This window comes from Micromonospora sp. NPDC048887 (genome assembly GCF_040649715.1).
Lineage (GTDB): Bacteria > Actinomycetota > Actinomycetes > Mycobacteriales > Micromonosporaceae > Micromonospora.
This window is the reverse complement of sequence record NZ_JBEZGA010000010.1, coordinates 231635-244196: the sequence shown is the minus strand read 5'-3', so window position 1 is coordinate 244196 and position 12562 is coordinate 231635. Positions and strand designations below refer to the sequence as shown.

The following is a 12562-nucleotide window of genomic DNA, read 5'->3' as shown; positions in this document are numbered from 1 at the left end:
CGCGCTCCTCGGCGAGCGGTGGCGGATCGGGCCGGACCTGGTGCTGGAGGTCTCCTGCCCGCGCACCCCCTGCGGCACGTTCCTCCCGGCCGCTCCCCCGGCCGCCGGGCCGGCGACCGGCCCGACCCGGACCCCGCAGCCCGCCCGCCCGGCCCTGGCACCGTCCGCCGGGCCGACGCTCGCACCGCCGCCCACCGGCCCGGCCCTGGTGCCGCCGCCCACCGGCCCGGCGCTCGTGCCGCCGCACCGTCCGGCGCAAACGCCGGCGGCGGGCCCGGCCGCGGCCCCGGCGCTCGCACCGCAGCACCGTCCCGGGCTCGCACCGCAGCACCGGCCGGCACCCGCGCCGCCGCCGGGTGGTGCCCGCCCGCCGGCACCGGCCGGGTCACCGTCGGCCATGCCGGCGCCGACCGGGCCGAACCCGGTCGGCCCGCCCGGCACCCGGTCGCCGATCCGGCAGCGGGTACCCGGCGCGAACCTGCCGGCCGCCCCGCCGGCCGCGCCGGCCGGTCCGGCCACCGGCGGTCCGCTGATCGGCGTGCCGGCGGATCCGTCGAGCGTCCGGGCCCTGGTCGAGGAGTTCGAGGACGGGGTACGGCGGGCCCAGGGCGACGTCGGCGGCACACCCCCGGTGGCGGAACGTCCCCGGCTCAGCCGGCGGGTGCCCGGCGCGAACCTGTCCGTCGCTCCGACGCAGTCCGTGCCCCCCACCAGCTCCGACCCCGGCGATCCCGTCGAGGTCCGCAACCGGATCAGCGAGTTCGAGGCGGGCGTCGCCCGTGCTCTGCGCGAAGTCAGTACCGACCGCCGCTACGAAGAGGACCCATCACGGTGACCAGCCCCTTCCTCCACGAGAACGTCGAACAGAGCACCGCCACCGGCGACCTCAGTCCCGAGGCACGCACCTTCAACTGGCTGCTCGACTCGTTCACCTCCAGCACCGCCGGGGTGATGGAGGCGATCGCGGTCTCCTCGGACGGGCTGCTGATGGCCATGTCCGCGATCAAGGACCGGTCCAACGCGGAACGGCTCGCCGCCGTCGTCTCCGGCATGACCAGCCTCGCCGGGGGTGCCGCCAGCTGGTACGCGCTCGGCGCGCTCAACCGGGTGATCGTCGACATGGCCGAGGGATACCTGCTCATCAGCGCGATCAGCAGCGGCTCGGTCCTCGGCGTCGTCGCCGACCGCACGGCCAACCTGGGCACCGTGGCGTACGAGATGACGCTGTTCGCCGGCCGGGCCGGCGGCGCGCTGAGTCCCCGCCTGATCGCCGAGCTGAAGAACGCCGTACAGCAATGATCCCGGGGGCCGCCGGCGCGGACCCGGAGCCGGAACCCGGCATCCGGATCCGCCCTTTCCTGAACGCGTCCGCTCCGGCACCGGAGCCGGACGCGGTCGACGGGGAGCCGACCGGCCCACGCCCCTTCGTGCTGACCTCCGGACGGGTGGACGGCGACCCGGCGATCGGGCTGGAGACCCAGGTCACCGCTCACCCGGGCAGCACCTCGTGGGCCGTGACCGCCCGGTTGGCCCCGGAACTCGCGGCGATCGTCGCGATCTGCGCCGAGCCCGTCTCGGTGGCCGAGATCTCCGCCCGGACCCGGATGCACTTCGGGGTGACCCGGGTGCTGGTCGGCGACCTGCGCGCCGCCGGCCATCTCGACGTGCACGTCGCGGACGTCGACGACGCCCTCGATCCCGACATCATCCTGCGAGTGATTGATGGACTTCGTGCGATCTCCTGAATGGCCGGCGGCCGCCACGGGCGGGCCGGCCGCCAACAGCGCGCCGAGCCGCTACGGCGGCCCGGCGCCGCTGATCGGCCGGGCCACACCACCCCCGCCCACCCCGCCGCTGCCGTACCTGCCGCCGGGTGTGCCGCCGGCCGAACCGGCCCCGATCGTCAGCCGGGTGCCGACGCCCCGGCCGCCGATCCCGGTGAAGATCCTCATCGCCGGCGGCTTCGGGGTCGGCAAGACCACCACAGTCGGCGCGATCTCCGAGATCGCGCCGCTGACCACCGAGGCGGAGATGACCACCGCCGGCATCGGCATCGACGACCCCGGCGGGGTCGCCGGGAAGACCACCACCACCGTAGCCATGGACTTCGGCTGCGTGACGATCGACCGCAGCCTGAAGCTCTACCTCTTCGGTACGCCCGGCCAGGCGCGCTTCGGCTTCATGTGGGACGACCTGGCCCGGGGCGCGCTCGGCGCGCTCGTGGTGGTGGACAGCGCCCGGCTCGACGACTGCTACCCCGCGATCGACTTCTTCGAGCGGTCCGGGCTGCCGTTCGCGGTGGGCGTCAACGCCTTCGACGGCCGGCTGGCCCTGGACCTGCCGTCGATCCGCTGGGCGCTGGCGATCGGTGAGCACGTGCCGCTCGTGCAGTTCGACGCCCGGGACCGCCTCTCGGTACGGGACGCCCTGCTCGTCGTCCTGGACCGCGCGCTGGACCGGGCGACCCGATCCCGGGCAGGCTGAGAACCGGCAGTCGTTTCGATCCGTTGTCTGGCGAAGGGGTGGACGCCATGAGAGGTGATCTGGACGAGACACTGGCCCGGATGGCCCGGCGCGAGGAGGCGCTGCGCCGCCGGGGGCCGATGGCCGGGCAGCCCGCCGGTACGCCCGAGCGGGACGAGCCGGCGGAGCCGGCGGACGAGCCGGGCGACGGGCGGGCGGGGCACGGCGCGTACCGGCTGCGCGGCGGCGACGCTCCGGTACGGCGTGACCCGGTCGAGGAGGTCGCCGAGGCGGTCCGCCGGGTGGTGGCCGAGCACCCCGGACTGGCCGTGACGCTACGCGTGGAGCTGGGTGAGCAGGCGTACCCGCTGCGGGTCTCCTGGTCCGGCACCGCGGTGACAGTGGGCCCGGCGGCGCCGCCCGCGCCGCCACCGGCATGGCCCATGTCGGTGAAGACGGTGCCGGCACCCGGCCACGACCCGCTGGAGTCCGACCCGGCGGCCCGGCTGGCCGAGATGATCCGGCGCGACCCCTCGCTGCTGGACGACCCGGGCCCGCGCTGACCGGGCACCTGATGATCCGGGCGGCTACTGTCGGCGGGTGGCCGAACCCGACCTGATCCTGACCGCGACGCTGCGGCCGGCCGCGCTGGACGCCCGCCGCGGTGTGGTGCGCCTGCACCCCGAGGTGCTCACCGCGCTGGCGCTGCGGCCCGGCGACCCGGTACGCCTGACCGGCCGCCGGGTCACCGCCGGGATCGCGGCCGCCGCCGAGGCGAGCACCAGCGGCGCCCTGTTGCACGCCGACGACCTGCTGCTGGGCAACCTCGGCCTGCGAGCCGGCGGTCAGGTCACGGTGAGCCCGCTACCGGCGGCCCCGGCACGCCGGCTCACCCTGTCCGGCCCGCCCGCCGTGGTCGCCGCGGTCCCGCCGGAGATGCTGCGGCTCGCGCTGCTGGGCAAGGTGGTCACCGCCGGGGACGACGTCTCGCTGCTGCCGCAGGACGTGCTCCCGGACGCCGCCGTGCGCGGCCTGATCGAGGCCGCGCGGCGCAGTCTCGCCAGTTCCGTCGGGTACGCCTGGACCAGCACGCTGCTCACCGTCGTGTCGGCCGAACCGGCGGTCGGCGCGCTCGTCACCATGGACACGGTAGTGGGCTGGGAACACGGCCCCGCCACCCGCGGCTCCGGCCCGGCGTCCTCGGCCTCCACCGCACGCGTCTCCGCCCCCGCCACGCCGCCCGGGACGGAACCCGACAGGGACCTGCTCGGCCCGGAGGACGCGCCCGACGTGGACGAGCTGCCCGGCCTGCGCGCCCAGGCCGAGGAGCTGACCGAACTGCTGGACCTGGGCTTCCACCACCGCGAGGTGCTGGGCCGGCTCGGCACCACCGTCTCGCTCGGTGTGCTGGTGGAGGGCCCGGCCGGGTCCGGCAAGTCCGCGCTGGTGCGCGCCGTCGCCGCCAAGGTCGGCGCGGGCGTCCGGCCGCTCTGGGCGCCGGAGCTGGCCGCGCTCACCGACGACGCGGCGGCCGGCCGGCTGCGCGAGGCGGCCTCGGCGGTACGCGCCGGTGGCACCGCCGTGCTGCTTGTCACCGATGTGGAGGCGATCGCCCCGGCCGACGAGCCGGGTCCGCTGGCCACCGTGTTCCGGCAGGTGGTGGCCGAGACGCTGCGGGCCGGCGGGGCTGTGGTGTGCACGACCGGACGCCCCGAGGCGGTGGACCCGGCGCTGCGCGGCCCGGACCTGCTCGCGCTGCGGATCACCGTGCCGCTGCCCGACGCGGCGCTGCGCCGCGAGCAGTTGACGGTGCTGACCCGCGAGGTGCCGCTCGCCGGTGACGTCCGGCTGGACGAGGTGGCCGGCCGTACCCCCGGGTTCGTCGCGGCGGACCTGGCGGCGCTGGTCCGCGAGGCCGGGGTACGCGCGGCGCTGCGCCAGAAGACGGCGGAGACCCCGAGCGTGGCGATGGCCGACTTCACCGCCGCGCTGGAGGTGGTCCGGCCGACCACGATGTCCGCGTCCACGCTGGAGCTGGCGTCGGTGACGCTCGACGACGTGGGCGGGCTGCACGAGGTCAAGCAGACGCTCACCGAGTCGGTGCTGTGGCCGCTCACCTATCCGGACACGTTCGCCCGGCTGGGCGTGACGCCGCCGCGCGGGGTGCTGCTCTACGGTCCGCCCGGCTGCGGCAAGACCTACCTGGTGACCGCGCTGGCCGGCTCCGGACGGGCGAACGTGCTGTCGGTCAAGGGCGCGGAGCTGCTCTCGAAGTGGGTGGGTGAGAGCGAGCGGGCGGTCCGGGAGCTGTTCCGCCGTGCTCGCCAGGCCGCGCCCACGCTGGTGTTCCTGGACGAGGTGGACGCGCTGGCCCCGGTACGCGGGCAGGCCACCGACGGCGGTACGACCGACCGGGTGGTGGCGGCGCTGCTGACCGAACTGGACGGGGTGGAGGCGCTGCGCAACGTGGTGGTGGTCGGCGCGACCAACCGCCCTGAGCTGGTCGACCCGGCGTTGCTGCGTCCGGGCCGGCTGGAACGGCTGGTCTACGTGCCCCCGCCGGACGGTCCGGCCCGTACGGAGATCCTCCGCGCGTCCGCCCGGGACGTCCCGCTCGCGCCGGACGTGGACCTCGACGCGCTCGGCGCCGAGCTGGACGGCTTCTCCGCCGCCGACTGCGCCGCGCTGATCCGGGAGGCGGCGCTCGCCGCCATGCGGGAGTCGTTGAACGCGAGCACCGTGACCGCCGCGCACGTCGAGGCGGCCCGGACCCGCGTCCGGCCCTCCCTGGACCCGGTGCAGCTCGCACACCTGGAGTCGTACGCCACCGGCCGGTAGCGACCGGCCGGCTCCCCGGGCGGCCGGTCAGCTCTCAGCGCGACGGCGCGCGGCCGGTCAGCCCTCGCCGCGGCGGCGCGCGGCCGGGCGGCGGCGCGCGGCCGGGCGGCGGGGCGGTTCCGGGACACGGCGGCGGCGCCCGGGTTCCCGGCGCCCGCGTACCGGCCGGTCGCGGGAACGCTCCGCCGCCGACCGGACCGGCTGGCCGGCGTACTCGTCGTCGCCGAAGTCGTTGCCCTCGTCGTAGGCGGCGTACTCGTCGTCCGCGGGCCCGGCGTCACCCCGCTCCTCCCGGAGCGCGGTCGCGTGGTCCCTGACCACCCGGGAGTCCTCGATCTCGCCGCGCCAGCCCTCGACCGCGTCCGGGTCGAGCACGGTCCGGGTCATCACGTGCCGGACGAAGTGCCTCAGCTCCAGCCGGACCCGGCGGCCCTGGGCCCGCCACAGGTTGGCGGTGTGCTCGACGAGGCCGCGCGGGTGGTACTCCAGCACGACCAGGATCCGGGTCAGCTCCGGGGCGACCTCGTGGAAGCTGACGGTGCCGTCGACGGAGCCCTTCTCGCCTGTGGACCGCCAGTGGACGAGCCGGTCCGGGACCTGCCGGACGATCGTGGACTGCCAGCTCCGGCGCGACCAGAGCATCCGCGCCGTCCAGGTCATCTTCTCGTCGGCGTCGCAGTCGGCCCGCTCGACCTTCCGCATGAAGCCCGGGAAGTCGCCGAACGTCGTCCACTGGTCGTACGCGACCCGGACCGGCACGCCGACCTCGATCGCCTCGACGATGTTCGTGACCCCTGGCGTACGGCCGCCCTCCCGGCCTCCCCTGCGCACGCCGAGCGCCGCCATCAGCTTCTCCCTACCGCCGGCCAGGCCGGCCTGGAACATCGCCTTGACCGGGGAGGCGCCCTCGGCGAGCCGGTGCGCCCCGGTGGCGGCGGCCACCAGGCCCGGATCGCCGTCGCGCTTCGCGTACTCGCTCAGCCGCCCGGTGGCGTCGGTGATCCGGTCGGTGACCACCTGCACGGCCCGCTCACCGAGTGCGGCGGCGAGGTTGCGCAGCTCGCCGCCGATCTGGTCGCGGGCCCGGCTGCTCGTCGCCACGGCTCACCGCCCCCGTTCGGCAGGGGCCGGCACCGGCTCGTCCGGCTGGTCGTTAAGCTCCGGCTCCTCATCGGGCGCGGAGCGCTCCTTCCCCGGCGCGGAACGCTCGGCGGCCGGGCGGGCGGTGCCGGTCCTGCGGCGCAACGCGTCGGCGCCCCCGCGCAGCCGTCCGCCGATGGCGTCGATGCCGTTGCCGGCGGCGGCGGTCGCGGCCGCCCGCCCGGCGGCCACCAGCGGCGGGCCCAGCCCACCGAGGTTGCGCAACTGCGGGCTCGCGGCCATCAGGTCCGCGCCGAGCTGCTTCAGGCCCCCGGGGTGCCGGCTGGCCCGCCCGGCGGCGACCGCCGCGGCGAGCGTCAACGCGGTACGCATCTTCTTCCGGCGACCCAGCAGGTAGCCGAACCCGACGGCGAACGCCACCCGTGCTCCGCTTCTCATCCGCTCTCCTTCGCGCTCCCCGGGAAGTCGCGGGCCCGGACGCGGGCTACCCGTCAGCCCGTCGGAGAAACGTCTCCGCACGAGCGCGGGACCGCCCACCGAGGCGGTGCCGGACGGGAGGACCGGTTGCGGGGATTCAGCGGATCGGCAGGGCGGAGTCCAGGGACATCCGAGCGCGGAGTTTCCCGTCTTCCTCGCGCAGTTCCGCGCCGCACTTACGCAGCACCGAGATCGCACCCGCGTTGTCCGGCGTGGTGTCCGCTACCACTGTGTGCATCCCGGCCGCGGCGGCGGCGTGCAGCAACTGGCGCAGCGCGGCGACGCCCAGGCCCCGGCCGCGCGCCGACCGGCCGAGCCACATGCCGGTCTCCACGGTTCCCGGCTCGTCCCGGCGCGTCATCCGCACCATGCCGACCACCTCGCCACCGGAGACGATCGCGTACATGACCGTGCCGGTGGGGCCGTTCAGTCCGCCGAGGCTGGCGCGGTGGAACTCGCGGAACGCGTCGCGGCGGGCCAGCGACCAGCCCGCCGGGGCGTCCACCGGAGGCATGACGTCCTCCGGTTCCGCCTCAGCCGCCGCTACGGAGAGCAACGGTTCCAGGTTCCGTTCGTCCACCGGCTCCAGCCGTACCGCACCCGTCACGTCGCGAAGTCTGCCGCCCGCTGTCCGAGTCGTCCACCGCTTTGGAGAGGGATTGCCGCTATGGCCGAACGCCTCGTCCGGTCGTACCCCCGGGGTGTTCCCACCTCACGCTGCGTTGTCATCCGACCGGTCGTTCCGGGGTGAGCGTGGTCACGGGCGGGGATCGAACTCGCAGAGCACGGCCGAGGCGTCGTCGGTGCGCTTGTGCCGTCGCAACCGGTCCGGGTGCTCCCGCTCGGCCGCGCGGACCCGGTCGATCAGCCCTTCCGGGCCCTCCCGGGTGAGCACCTCCAGCAGCCCGGCCCAGTCGAGGAGGCCGAACTGGTCGACCACGCAGGACACGCCGTCGCTGAGCAGCGCGGCCCGGCGCAGCGCCCCCGGCCCGCGCAGCGGAAGCGTCCCGGTCAGCGCGTGGTACGCCGCGTCCGGGTCGGTCGCCGCCGCCCAGTAGCCGTGGGTGCGGTTCATCCGGGTCCGCTGCACTGTCGTCGCGCGCCGGAACCGGGTCGCCGGATCGGTCTCGCCGTCGGGCAGCGCGGCCGCGGTACGGCGCAGGTCCGTCACCGCGGCCGCCAGCCGGTCGTCGGTGACCACCTCGATCCCGCGGTCGGTGTCGAGCACCAACGGGCTGTCGCAGAGCACCAGGTAGTCGACCCGGTCGCCGCTTTCCCTCAGCAGGCAGACGGTGGACGACGGGGTGCCGGGATGGTCGAGGTCGCACGCGTCGCCGTGGTCGGCCCGTACCGCGAGGATCGCCGCCGCGAGGCTGCTCACCAGCGTGGCGGCGGGGCGGGCCGCGATCGCCAGGCCGATCCGGGCGGCCAGGTGCCGGACGAACCAGGCGGGACCGTGTACGCAGCCGGTGTCGAAGCCCTCGGGCACCGTGGCCCCGTCGAGGACGCCGACGAGCGGGCCGAACCGGAAGACCACGTCCTCGTTCTCCGCGCGGCCCGGCGCCGGGTCGGAGGCGGAACGCACACGCATCACCGGTGCCTCCCCGGCCGGGCGGGCCGGTCCGCCGCCGATCGCGTACCGCCGGTCTGGTGCCCCCATCGTCGCCCTCCGTCCGTCGTCGCCGGCCGCCTACCCGGACCGCGCCCGGTCATCCGCCGCCGACCCGATCGTGGCAACTGTGCGTCATCGACGCCGTACCTTCGGTAGCGTCGAACGCGACGGGTCGGTGGCGGTGACAGGGGGTACGAGATGTTGGAGCGGCTGCACGAGGGTGGCATCCGGGCGGAGCACGCCTACCTCGCCGGATTCGTCAGCATCGGCCTCTCGGTCACGAGCTGGTTCCTCTCCAAGCACATGGAGCGCGCCGGGGTGGCGCGGGCGGACCGCTGGGGCATCTTCATCGGCGAGTGGGCGCCGACGTTCTTCGCCATCGGCAACGGGCTGCGCACATACGAGAAGTGAGCCCGGTCAGCGTCGCCGGTTACGGGCGCGCGACGACCGCAGCCGGCGCAGCCGGCCGACCAGCACCGGCTCGGCGGCGAGCGCGGCCGGCTGGTCGAGCAGGGCGTTCAGCAGCTGGTAGTAGCGGGTCGCGGAGAGCCCGAACGTGTCCCGGATGGCTTGTTCCTTGGCGCCGGCGTGCTTCCACCACTGCGCCTCGAAGGCGAGGATCCGCTGCTCCCGCTCGGTGAGGCCGGTCGGCGTGGCGACCGCGTCGGTCGCGTCTGCCGCATCCGGCTCGACCGGCGCGGCGGACTCGACGGGCGACGACCCGGGCTCGGCCGGTCGCGCGGACTCCGACGGCGCGTCCGGCTCCGGCGGTGCCGTGGACTCGACGGGAGGAGCGGTGCGCGGCGGCGGAACGGTCCCGCCCGCGTGGCGCGTACCCGCTGCCGGGCCGGACCGGTCGACGGCGGCCCGCTGCGGTGCGTCGGCGGACATGGCGCTCCTCTCCGACGGCGGGTGACCGGCACGCGGAACGCGCCGGCCGGGGGAGCCCCAGCGTAACCAGGGCCGCCCCCTGCCGCATCGGACGCGGGTCCGCGCCGCCGGGGGGAGCCGGCGGCGCGGACCAGGTCAGGCGATGTCCCGCCGCCGCATCGTCCAGAACGCGGCCACGAGCGCGCCCACCAGCGCCACGCCGAACACCACCGCCGACTGCTGCCAGGTGACCAGGTACGTCGCCGGCTCGCAGGAGCCCTGGGAGAACTGGCAGGTGTCGTAGTCGAACAGCTCCGCCTGCTTCAGGAACCACGACTGGGCGTACGTGGACAGCACGTACCGGTCCCCGAACTGGACCCCGAGCACCGCCACCGCGATCCGGATGCCGATCTCGCTCACCGCGAAGATGCCCACCGCCGCGCCCAGCGCCATCGCCGTGTGCCGGCCGAGCGAGGCCAGCGCGAACCCGACCGCCGCCACGAGCAGCGTCATCCCCAGCGCCCGCAGCCCGTCCAGCCCGATCGACTGCCACACTCCGGAGGTCATCTTCGCGGTGCTGCCGCGCTGGCTGGCGATCAGCCAGAACGCCGCCGTCCACAGGGCGCCGAGCACCACCGTCAGGCCGAACACTGTGGTGAGCAGGGCGGCCAGCTTGGTGCCCAGCACGGTGAGCCGTTTCGGCCGCCAGAGCAGCAGGTTCATCATCCCGCCGGTGTTCCACTCGGCGCCCACGAAGGAGGCGCCGACGATGAAGCCGAACAGCGCCACGGAGGCGGCGAACACGGCGATGAACAGGGGGAACTCGGCCCGGAAGTCGAACTGGTACGGCAGGTACCACTTCGCCTCGAACATGTCGGGCTGCGGCTGGTAGTCCTTGCCGCAGTTCGGGCCGTACCGTTCCTCGGTCTTCTCGCCGCGCGCCTGGGCCGCCTCGCACTCCGCGATGGTGCGCTTCCATTCCGTCAGCGCGGACTGGTAGTCGTTGGTCGCCTTGGCCTCGGCCTCGGCCACCACGACGGGCGAGAGCTTCTCGCTGGAGAAGCTGAACGCGGTCGCGACGGTGGCCAGGCCGAGCACCAGCAGCACGAGCATCAGCCGGGTGACCCGGCGCTTGCCGAGCCGGCGCAGCTCGGTGACGAACAGGCTCATGCGCCCCAACCTCCTGCGGTGCCGGTCTGGTCGACCTTGGCGGACTGATCGACCTGACGGTGCTGGCCGGGAACCGGCGCGGTGGCGGTCAGTTCGAGGAAGACGCTCTCCAGGTCGACAGCGACCGGGGTGAGCTCGCTGACGTAGAGGCCCTGCTCGGCGAGGAGCCGGCTGACGGTGGCCGGCTTGTCCACGCCGGACAGCATCAGGTGGTCCGGCTCGGCGGCCACGCGGACCCCGGCACGACTGAGCGCGTCGGCGGCCTGCGGCAGGTCGCCGACCGCCTCCAGGCGGACCCGCACGGAGCCCTGGGAATGGGCCGCGAGCACCTCCTCGACCGGCCCGAACGCGACCCGGCGGCCGAGCGAGATGATGGTGACCGAGTCGCAGATGAGCTGGATCTCGCCGAGGATGTGGCTGGAGAGCACCACTGTCATCCCGGCCTCGGACAGCTCCCGCATCAGCCCGCGCATCTCCCGGATGCCGCCCGGGTCGAGGCCGTTGGCCGGCTCGTCGAGGATCAGCAGCTTGGGGTTCTTGAGCAGCGCGGAGGCGACCGCCAGGCGCTGCTTCATGCCGAGCGAGTAGGTCTTGACCCGCTCGCCGGCCCGGTCGCGCAGCCCGACCAGCTCCAGCACCTCGTCGACGCGCTGCTTGGGCAGCTCGCCGGCCTGGGCGAGCAGGCCCAGGGTGTCCCGCGCGGTGAAGTGCGGGAAGAACTGCGGGCTCTCCACGATGGCGCCGACCTGGCCGGCGACCGCAGGCAGCGCGTGCGGCAGCTCCTGGCCGAGAATGGCCATCCGGCCGCCGTTCGGCTTGATCAGGCCGAGCAGCGTACGCAGCGTGGTGGTCTTGCCCGAACCGTTCGGACCGAGGAAGCCGTGCACCTGGCCGGCTTCCACTCGCATGTCGAAGCCGTCGAGCGCGTGGCGTACCCCGCGCTTCCGGCTCCGGTACGTCTTACGGAGACCTTCGATCTCCAGGACAGCCGACACAGCTGACCTCCCCCGATAAGTAGGCGTCAGCGACACCATACGCGGTATGCACGCGATGGCAATACCCGGTATGCAGTGTCGGCGTGTCGGGTGAGGTCAGGCGCAGACGACGTGCACGCCCGCGTCGCGGAACGCCGCCACCACCTCCGGGGACGCGCCCGAGTCGGTCACCAGCGTCTCCACCCGGTCCACCGAGCAGATCCGCGCGAACGCGTGCCCGCCCAGCTTCGAGGAGTCGGCTATCACCACGACCCGCTTGGCCCGGGCCACCATGAGGCTGTTCATGGCCGCCTCGCCCTCGTGGTGCGCGGCGGCGCCGAGCTGCGGGTCGATCGCGTCCACGCCGAGCAGCGCGACGTCGAGCGTGACCTCGCGCAGCAGCGCCCCGCCGAGCGGGCCGACCAGCTCGAACGACTTGGGCCGGACCACGCCGCCGGCCACCACCACCTTCATCCGCGAACGCACCAGCAGCTCGTTGGCGATGTTCAGCGCGTTCGTCACCACTGTGAGCTGGGCGCCCTCGGCGCTGGTGTTGAGATCCGGACGGACCGCCAGCGCCCGGGCCACCTCGGTGCTCGTGGTGCCGCCGTTCAGTCCGACCACTGTGCCCGGCGACACCAGCGCGGCGGCGGCCGCGCCGATCCGCTGCTTCTCGGCCGAGTGCTTCGCGGTCTTGTAGCGCAGCGGCAGGTCGTAGGAGACGCCGTTGGCGACCGCGCCACCCCGGGTCCGTGTGATCATCTGCTGCTGGGCGAGCTGGTCGAAGTCACGCCGGATGGTGGCCTGGGAGACGTCCAGCCGCCCGGCCGCCTCCTCGACGCTGACCCGGCCGCTGTCGGTCAGCATCTCCAGCAGCGCGTTCCAGCGCGCGTAGCGGTCCACCGCGGGGCCCTCCCCAGACTGTGCGTGAACGGTGATCGGTTGCGTGCACACTAGTGCGCGAAACTGGGTCCGCGCAAAACCCTGCGCTGCGCGAACTGGGAGACGGTTGCCACGACCACAGGGTTTCACGCAGAATGACGCGCGAAAGGCGGCC

At 74.6% G+C, this 12562-nt stretch carries 14 protein-coding genes and 1 pseudogene; 7 read left to right on the top strand and 8 right to left on the bottom strand.

From position 1 onward, the window contains the following. The 6 genes and pseudogenes from AB0C17_RS17990 to AB0C17_RS17965 all read left to right on the top strand — a co-directional run. Positions 1-835, top strand: a pseudogene (locus AB0C17_RS17990) (hypothetical protein); the annotation flags it as partial. Beyond that, positions 832-1299 (top strand): roadblock/LC7 domain-containing protein, encoded by a 468-nt coding sequence (locus tag AB0C17_RS17985; protein ID WP_357389869.1) that lies wholly within the window; start codon positions 832-834, stop codon positions 1297-1299. The pseudogene AB0C17_RS17990 and the gene AB0C17_RS17985, both read left to right, overlap by 4 nt. Beyond that, a complete protein-coding gene (locus AB0C17_RS17980) occupies positions 1296-1745 on the top strand; it encodes a DUF742 domain-containing protein (protein WP_357389871.1) in 450 nt (149 codons plus the stop codon). The genes AB0C17_RS17985 and AB0C17_RS17980 overlap by 4 nt, the downstream gene beginning before the upstream one ends. Further along, a complete protein-coding gene (locus AB0C17_RS17975; protein ID WP_357479454.1) occupies positions 1723-2484 on the top strand; it encodes an ATP/GTP-binding protein in 762 nt (253 codons plus the stop codon). The genes AB0C17_RS17980 and AB0C17_RS17975 overlap by 23 nt, the downstream gene beginning before the upstream one ends. A gap of 47 nt (positions 2485-2531) precedes the next feature. Next, positions 2532-3026, top strand: coding sequence for a hypothetical protein (locus AB0C17_RS17970; RefSeq protein WP_357479452.1), 495 nt, complete (start codon positions 2532-2534; stop codon positions 3024-3026). A gap of 37 nt (positions 3027-3063) precedes the next feature. Next, positions 3064-5301 (top strand): AAA family ATPase, encoded by a 2238-nt coding sequence (locus AB0C17_RS17965; protein WP_357479449.1) that lies wholly within the window; start codon positions 3064-3066, stop codon positions 5299-5301. A gap of 57 nt (positions 5302-5358) precedes the next feature. Here AB0C17_RS17965 and AB0C17_RS17960 read toward each other — a convergent pair whose 3' ends face one another. The 4 genes from AB0C17_RS17960 to AB0C17_RS17945 all read right to left on the bottom strand — a co-directional run bounded on the left by AB0C17_RS17960 (position 5359) and on the right by AB0C17_RS17945 (position 8539). Continuing rightward, complete coding sequence (locus tag AB0C17_RS17960) at positions 5359-6402, bottom strand: SRPBCC family protein (RefSeq protein WP_357479446.1); 1044 nt, start codon at positions 6400-6402, stop codon at positions 5359-5361. Positions 6403-6405: 3 nt separating this feature from the next. Beyond that, complete coding sequence (locus AB0C17_RS17955) at positions 6406-6840, bottom strand: hypothetical protein (protein ID WP_357479443.1); 435 nt, start codon at positions 6838-6840, stop codon at positions 6406-6408. Between the two features lie 136 nt (positions 6841-6976). After that, positions 6977-7486 carry a GNAT family N-acetyltransferase gene (locus AB0C17_RS17950; protein WP_357389881.1) on the bottom strand — a complete coding sequence of 170 codons (510 nt, stop codon included), beginning with the start codon at positions 7484-7486 and terminating at the stop codon, positions 6977-6979. A gap of 150 nt (positions 7487-7636) precedes the next feature. Continuing rightward, on the bottom strand, positions 7637-8539 hold the full coding sequence (locus AB0C17_RS17945; RefSeq protein ID WP_357479440.1) for a hypothetical protein: 903 nt from the start codon (positions 8537-8539) through the stop codon (positions 7637-7639). 150 nt (positions 8540-8689) lie between these two features. Between AB0C17_RS17945 and AB0C17_RS17940 the strand changes: the two genes are divergently transcribed. Further along, the gene (locus AB0C17_RS17940) at positions 8690-8902 is read left to right on the top strand and encodes a hypothetical protein (protein WP_013288875.1); all 213 of its coding nucleotides are present in this window, start codon (positions 8690-8692) and stop codon (positions 8900-8902) included. A 6-nt stretch (positions 8903-8908) separates the two neighbouring features. Here AB0C17_RS17940 and AB0C17_RS17935 read toward each other — a convergent pair whose 3' ends face one another. The 4 genes from AB0C17_RS17935 to AB0C17_RS17920 all read right to left on the bottom strand — a co-directional run bounded on the left by AB0C17_RS17935 (position 8909) and on the right by AB0C17_RS17920 (position 12408). Then, on the bottom strand, positions 8909-9382 hold the full coding sequence (locus tag AB0C17_RS17935) for a DUF3263 domain-containing protein (RefSeq protein ID WP_357389887.1): 474 nt from the start codon (positions 9380-9382) through the stop codon (positions 8909-8911). A 135-nt stretch (positions 9383-9517) separates the two neighbouring features. Beyond that, positions 9518-10531 (bottom strand): ABC transporter permease subunit, encoded by a 1014-nt coding sequence (locus AB0C17_RS17930; protein WP_357389889.1) that lies wholly within the window; start codon positions 10529-10531, stop codon positions 9518-9520. Continuing rightward, positions 10528-11526 (bottom strand): ATP-binding cassette domain-containing protein, encoded by a 999-nt coding sequence (locus tag AB0C17_RS17925; protein ID WP_357389891.1) that lies wholly within the window; start codon positions 11524-11526, stop codon positions 10528-10530. The genes AB0C17_RS17930 and AB0C17_RS17925 overlap by 4 nt, the downstream gene beginning before the upstream one ends. 96 nt (positions 11527-11622) lie before the next feature. Then, positions 11623-12408 (bottom strand): DeoR/GlpR family DNA-binding transcription regulator, encoded by a 786-nt coding sequence (locus AB0C17_RS17920; RefSeq protein ID WP_357389893.1) that lies wholly within the window; start codon positions 12406-12408, stop codon positions 11623-11625. Positions 12409-12562 lie beyond the last annotated feature (154 nt).

Coding starts and splice junctions, on each gene's coding strand:
- AB0C17_RS17935 (WP_357389887.1), bottom strand. CDS start 9,382: ATGTCCGCCGACGCACCGCAGCGGGCCGCCGTCGACCGGTCCGGCCCG.
- AB0C17_RS17975 (WP_357479454.1), top strand. CDS start 1,723: ATGGACTTCGTGCGATCTCCTGAATGGCCGGCGGCCGCCACGGGCGGG.
- AB0C17_RS17945 (WP_357479440.1), bottom strand. CDS start 8,539: ATGGGGGCACCAGACCGGCGGTACGCGATCGGCGGCGGACCGGCCCGC.
- AB0C17_RS17980 (WP_357389871.1), top strand. CDS start 1,296: ATGATCCCGGGGGCCGCCGGCGCGGACCCGGAGCCGGAACCCGGCATC.
- AB0C17_RS17930 (WP_357389889.1), bottom strand. CDS start 10,531: ATGAGCCTGTTCGTCACCGAGCTGCGCCGGCTCGGCAAGCGCCGGGTC.
- AB0C17_RS17940 (WP_013288875.1), top strand. CDS start 8,690: ATGTTGGAGCGGCTGCACGAGGGTGGCATCCGGGCGGAGCACGCCTAC.
- AB0C17_RS17970 (WP_357479452.1), top strand. CDS start 2,532: ATGAGAGGTGATCTGGACGAGACACTGGCCCGGATGGCCCGGCGCGAG.
- AB0C17_RS17955 (WP_357479443.1), bottom strand. CDS start 6,840: ATGAGAAGCGGAGCACGGGTGGCGTTCGCCGTCGGGTTCGGCTACCTG.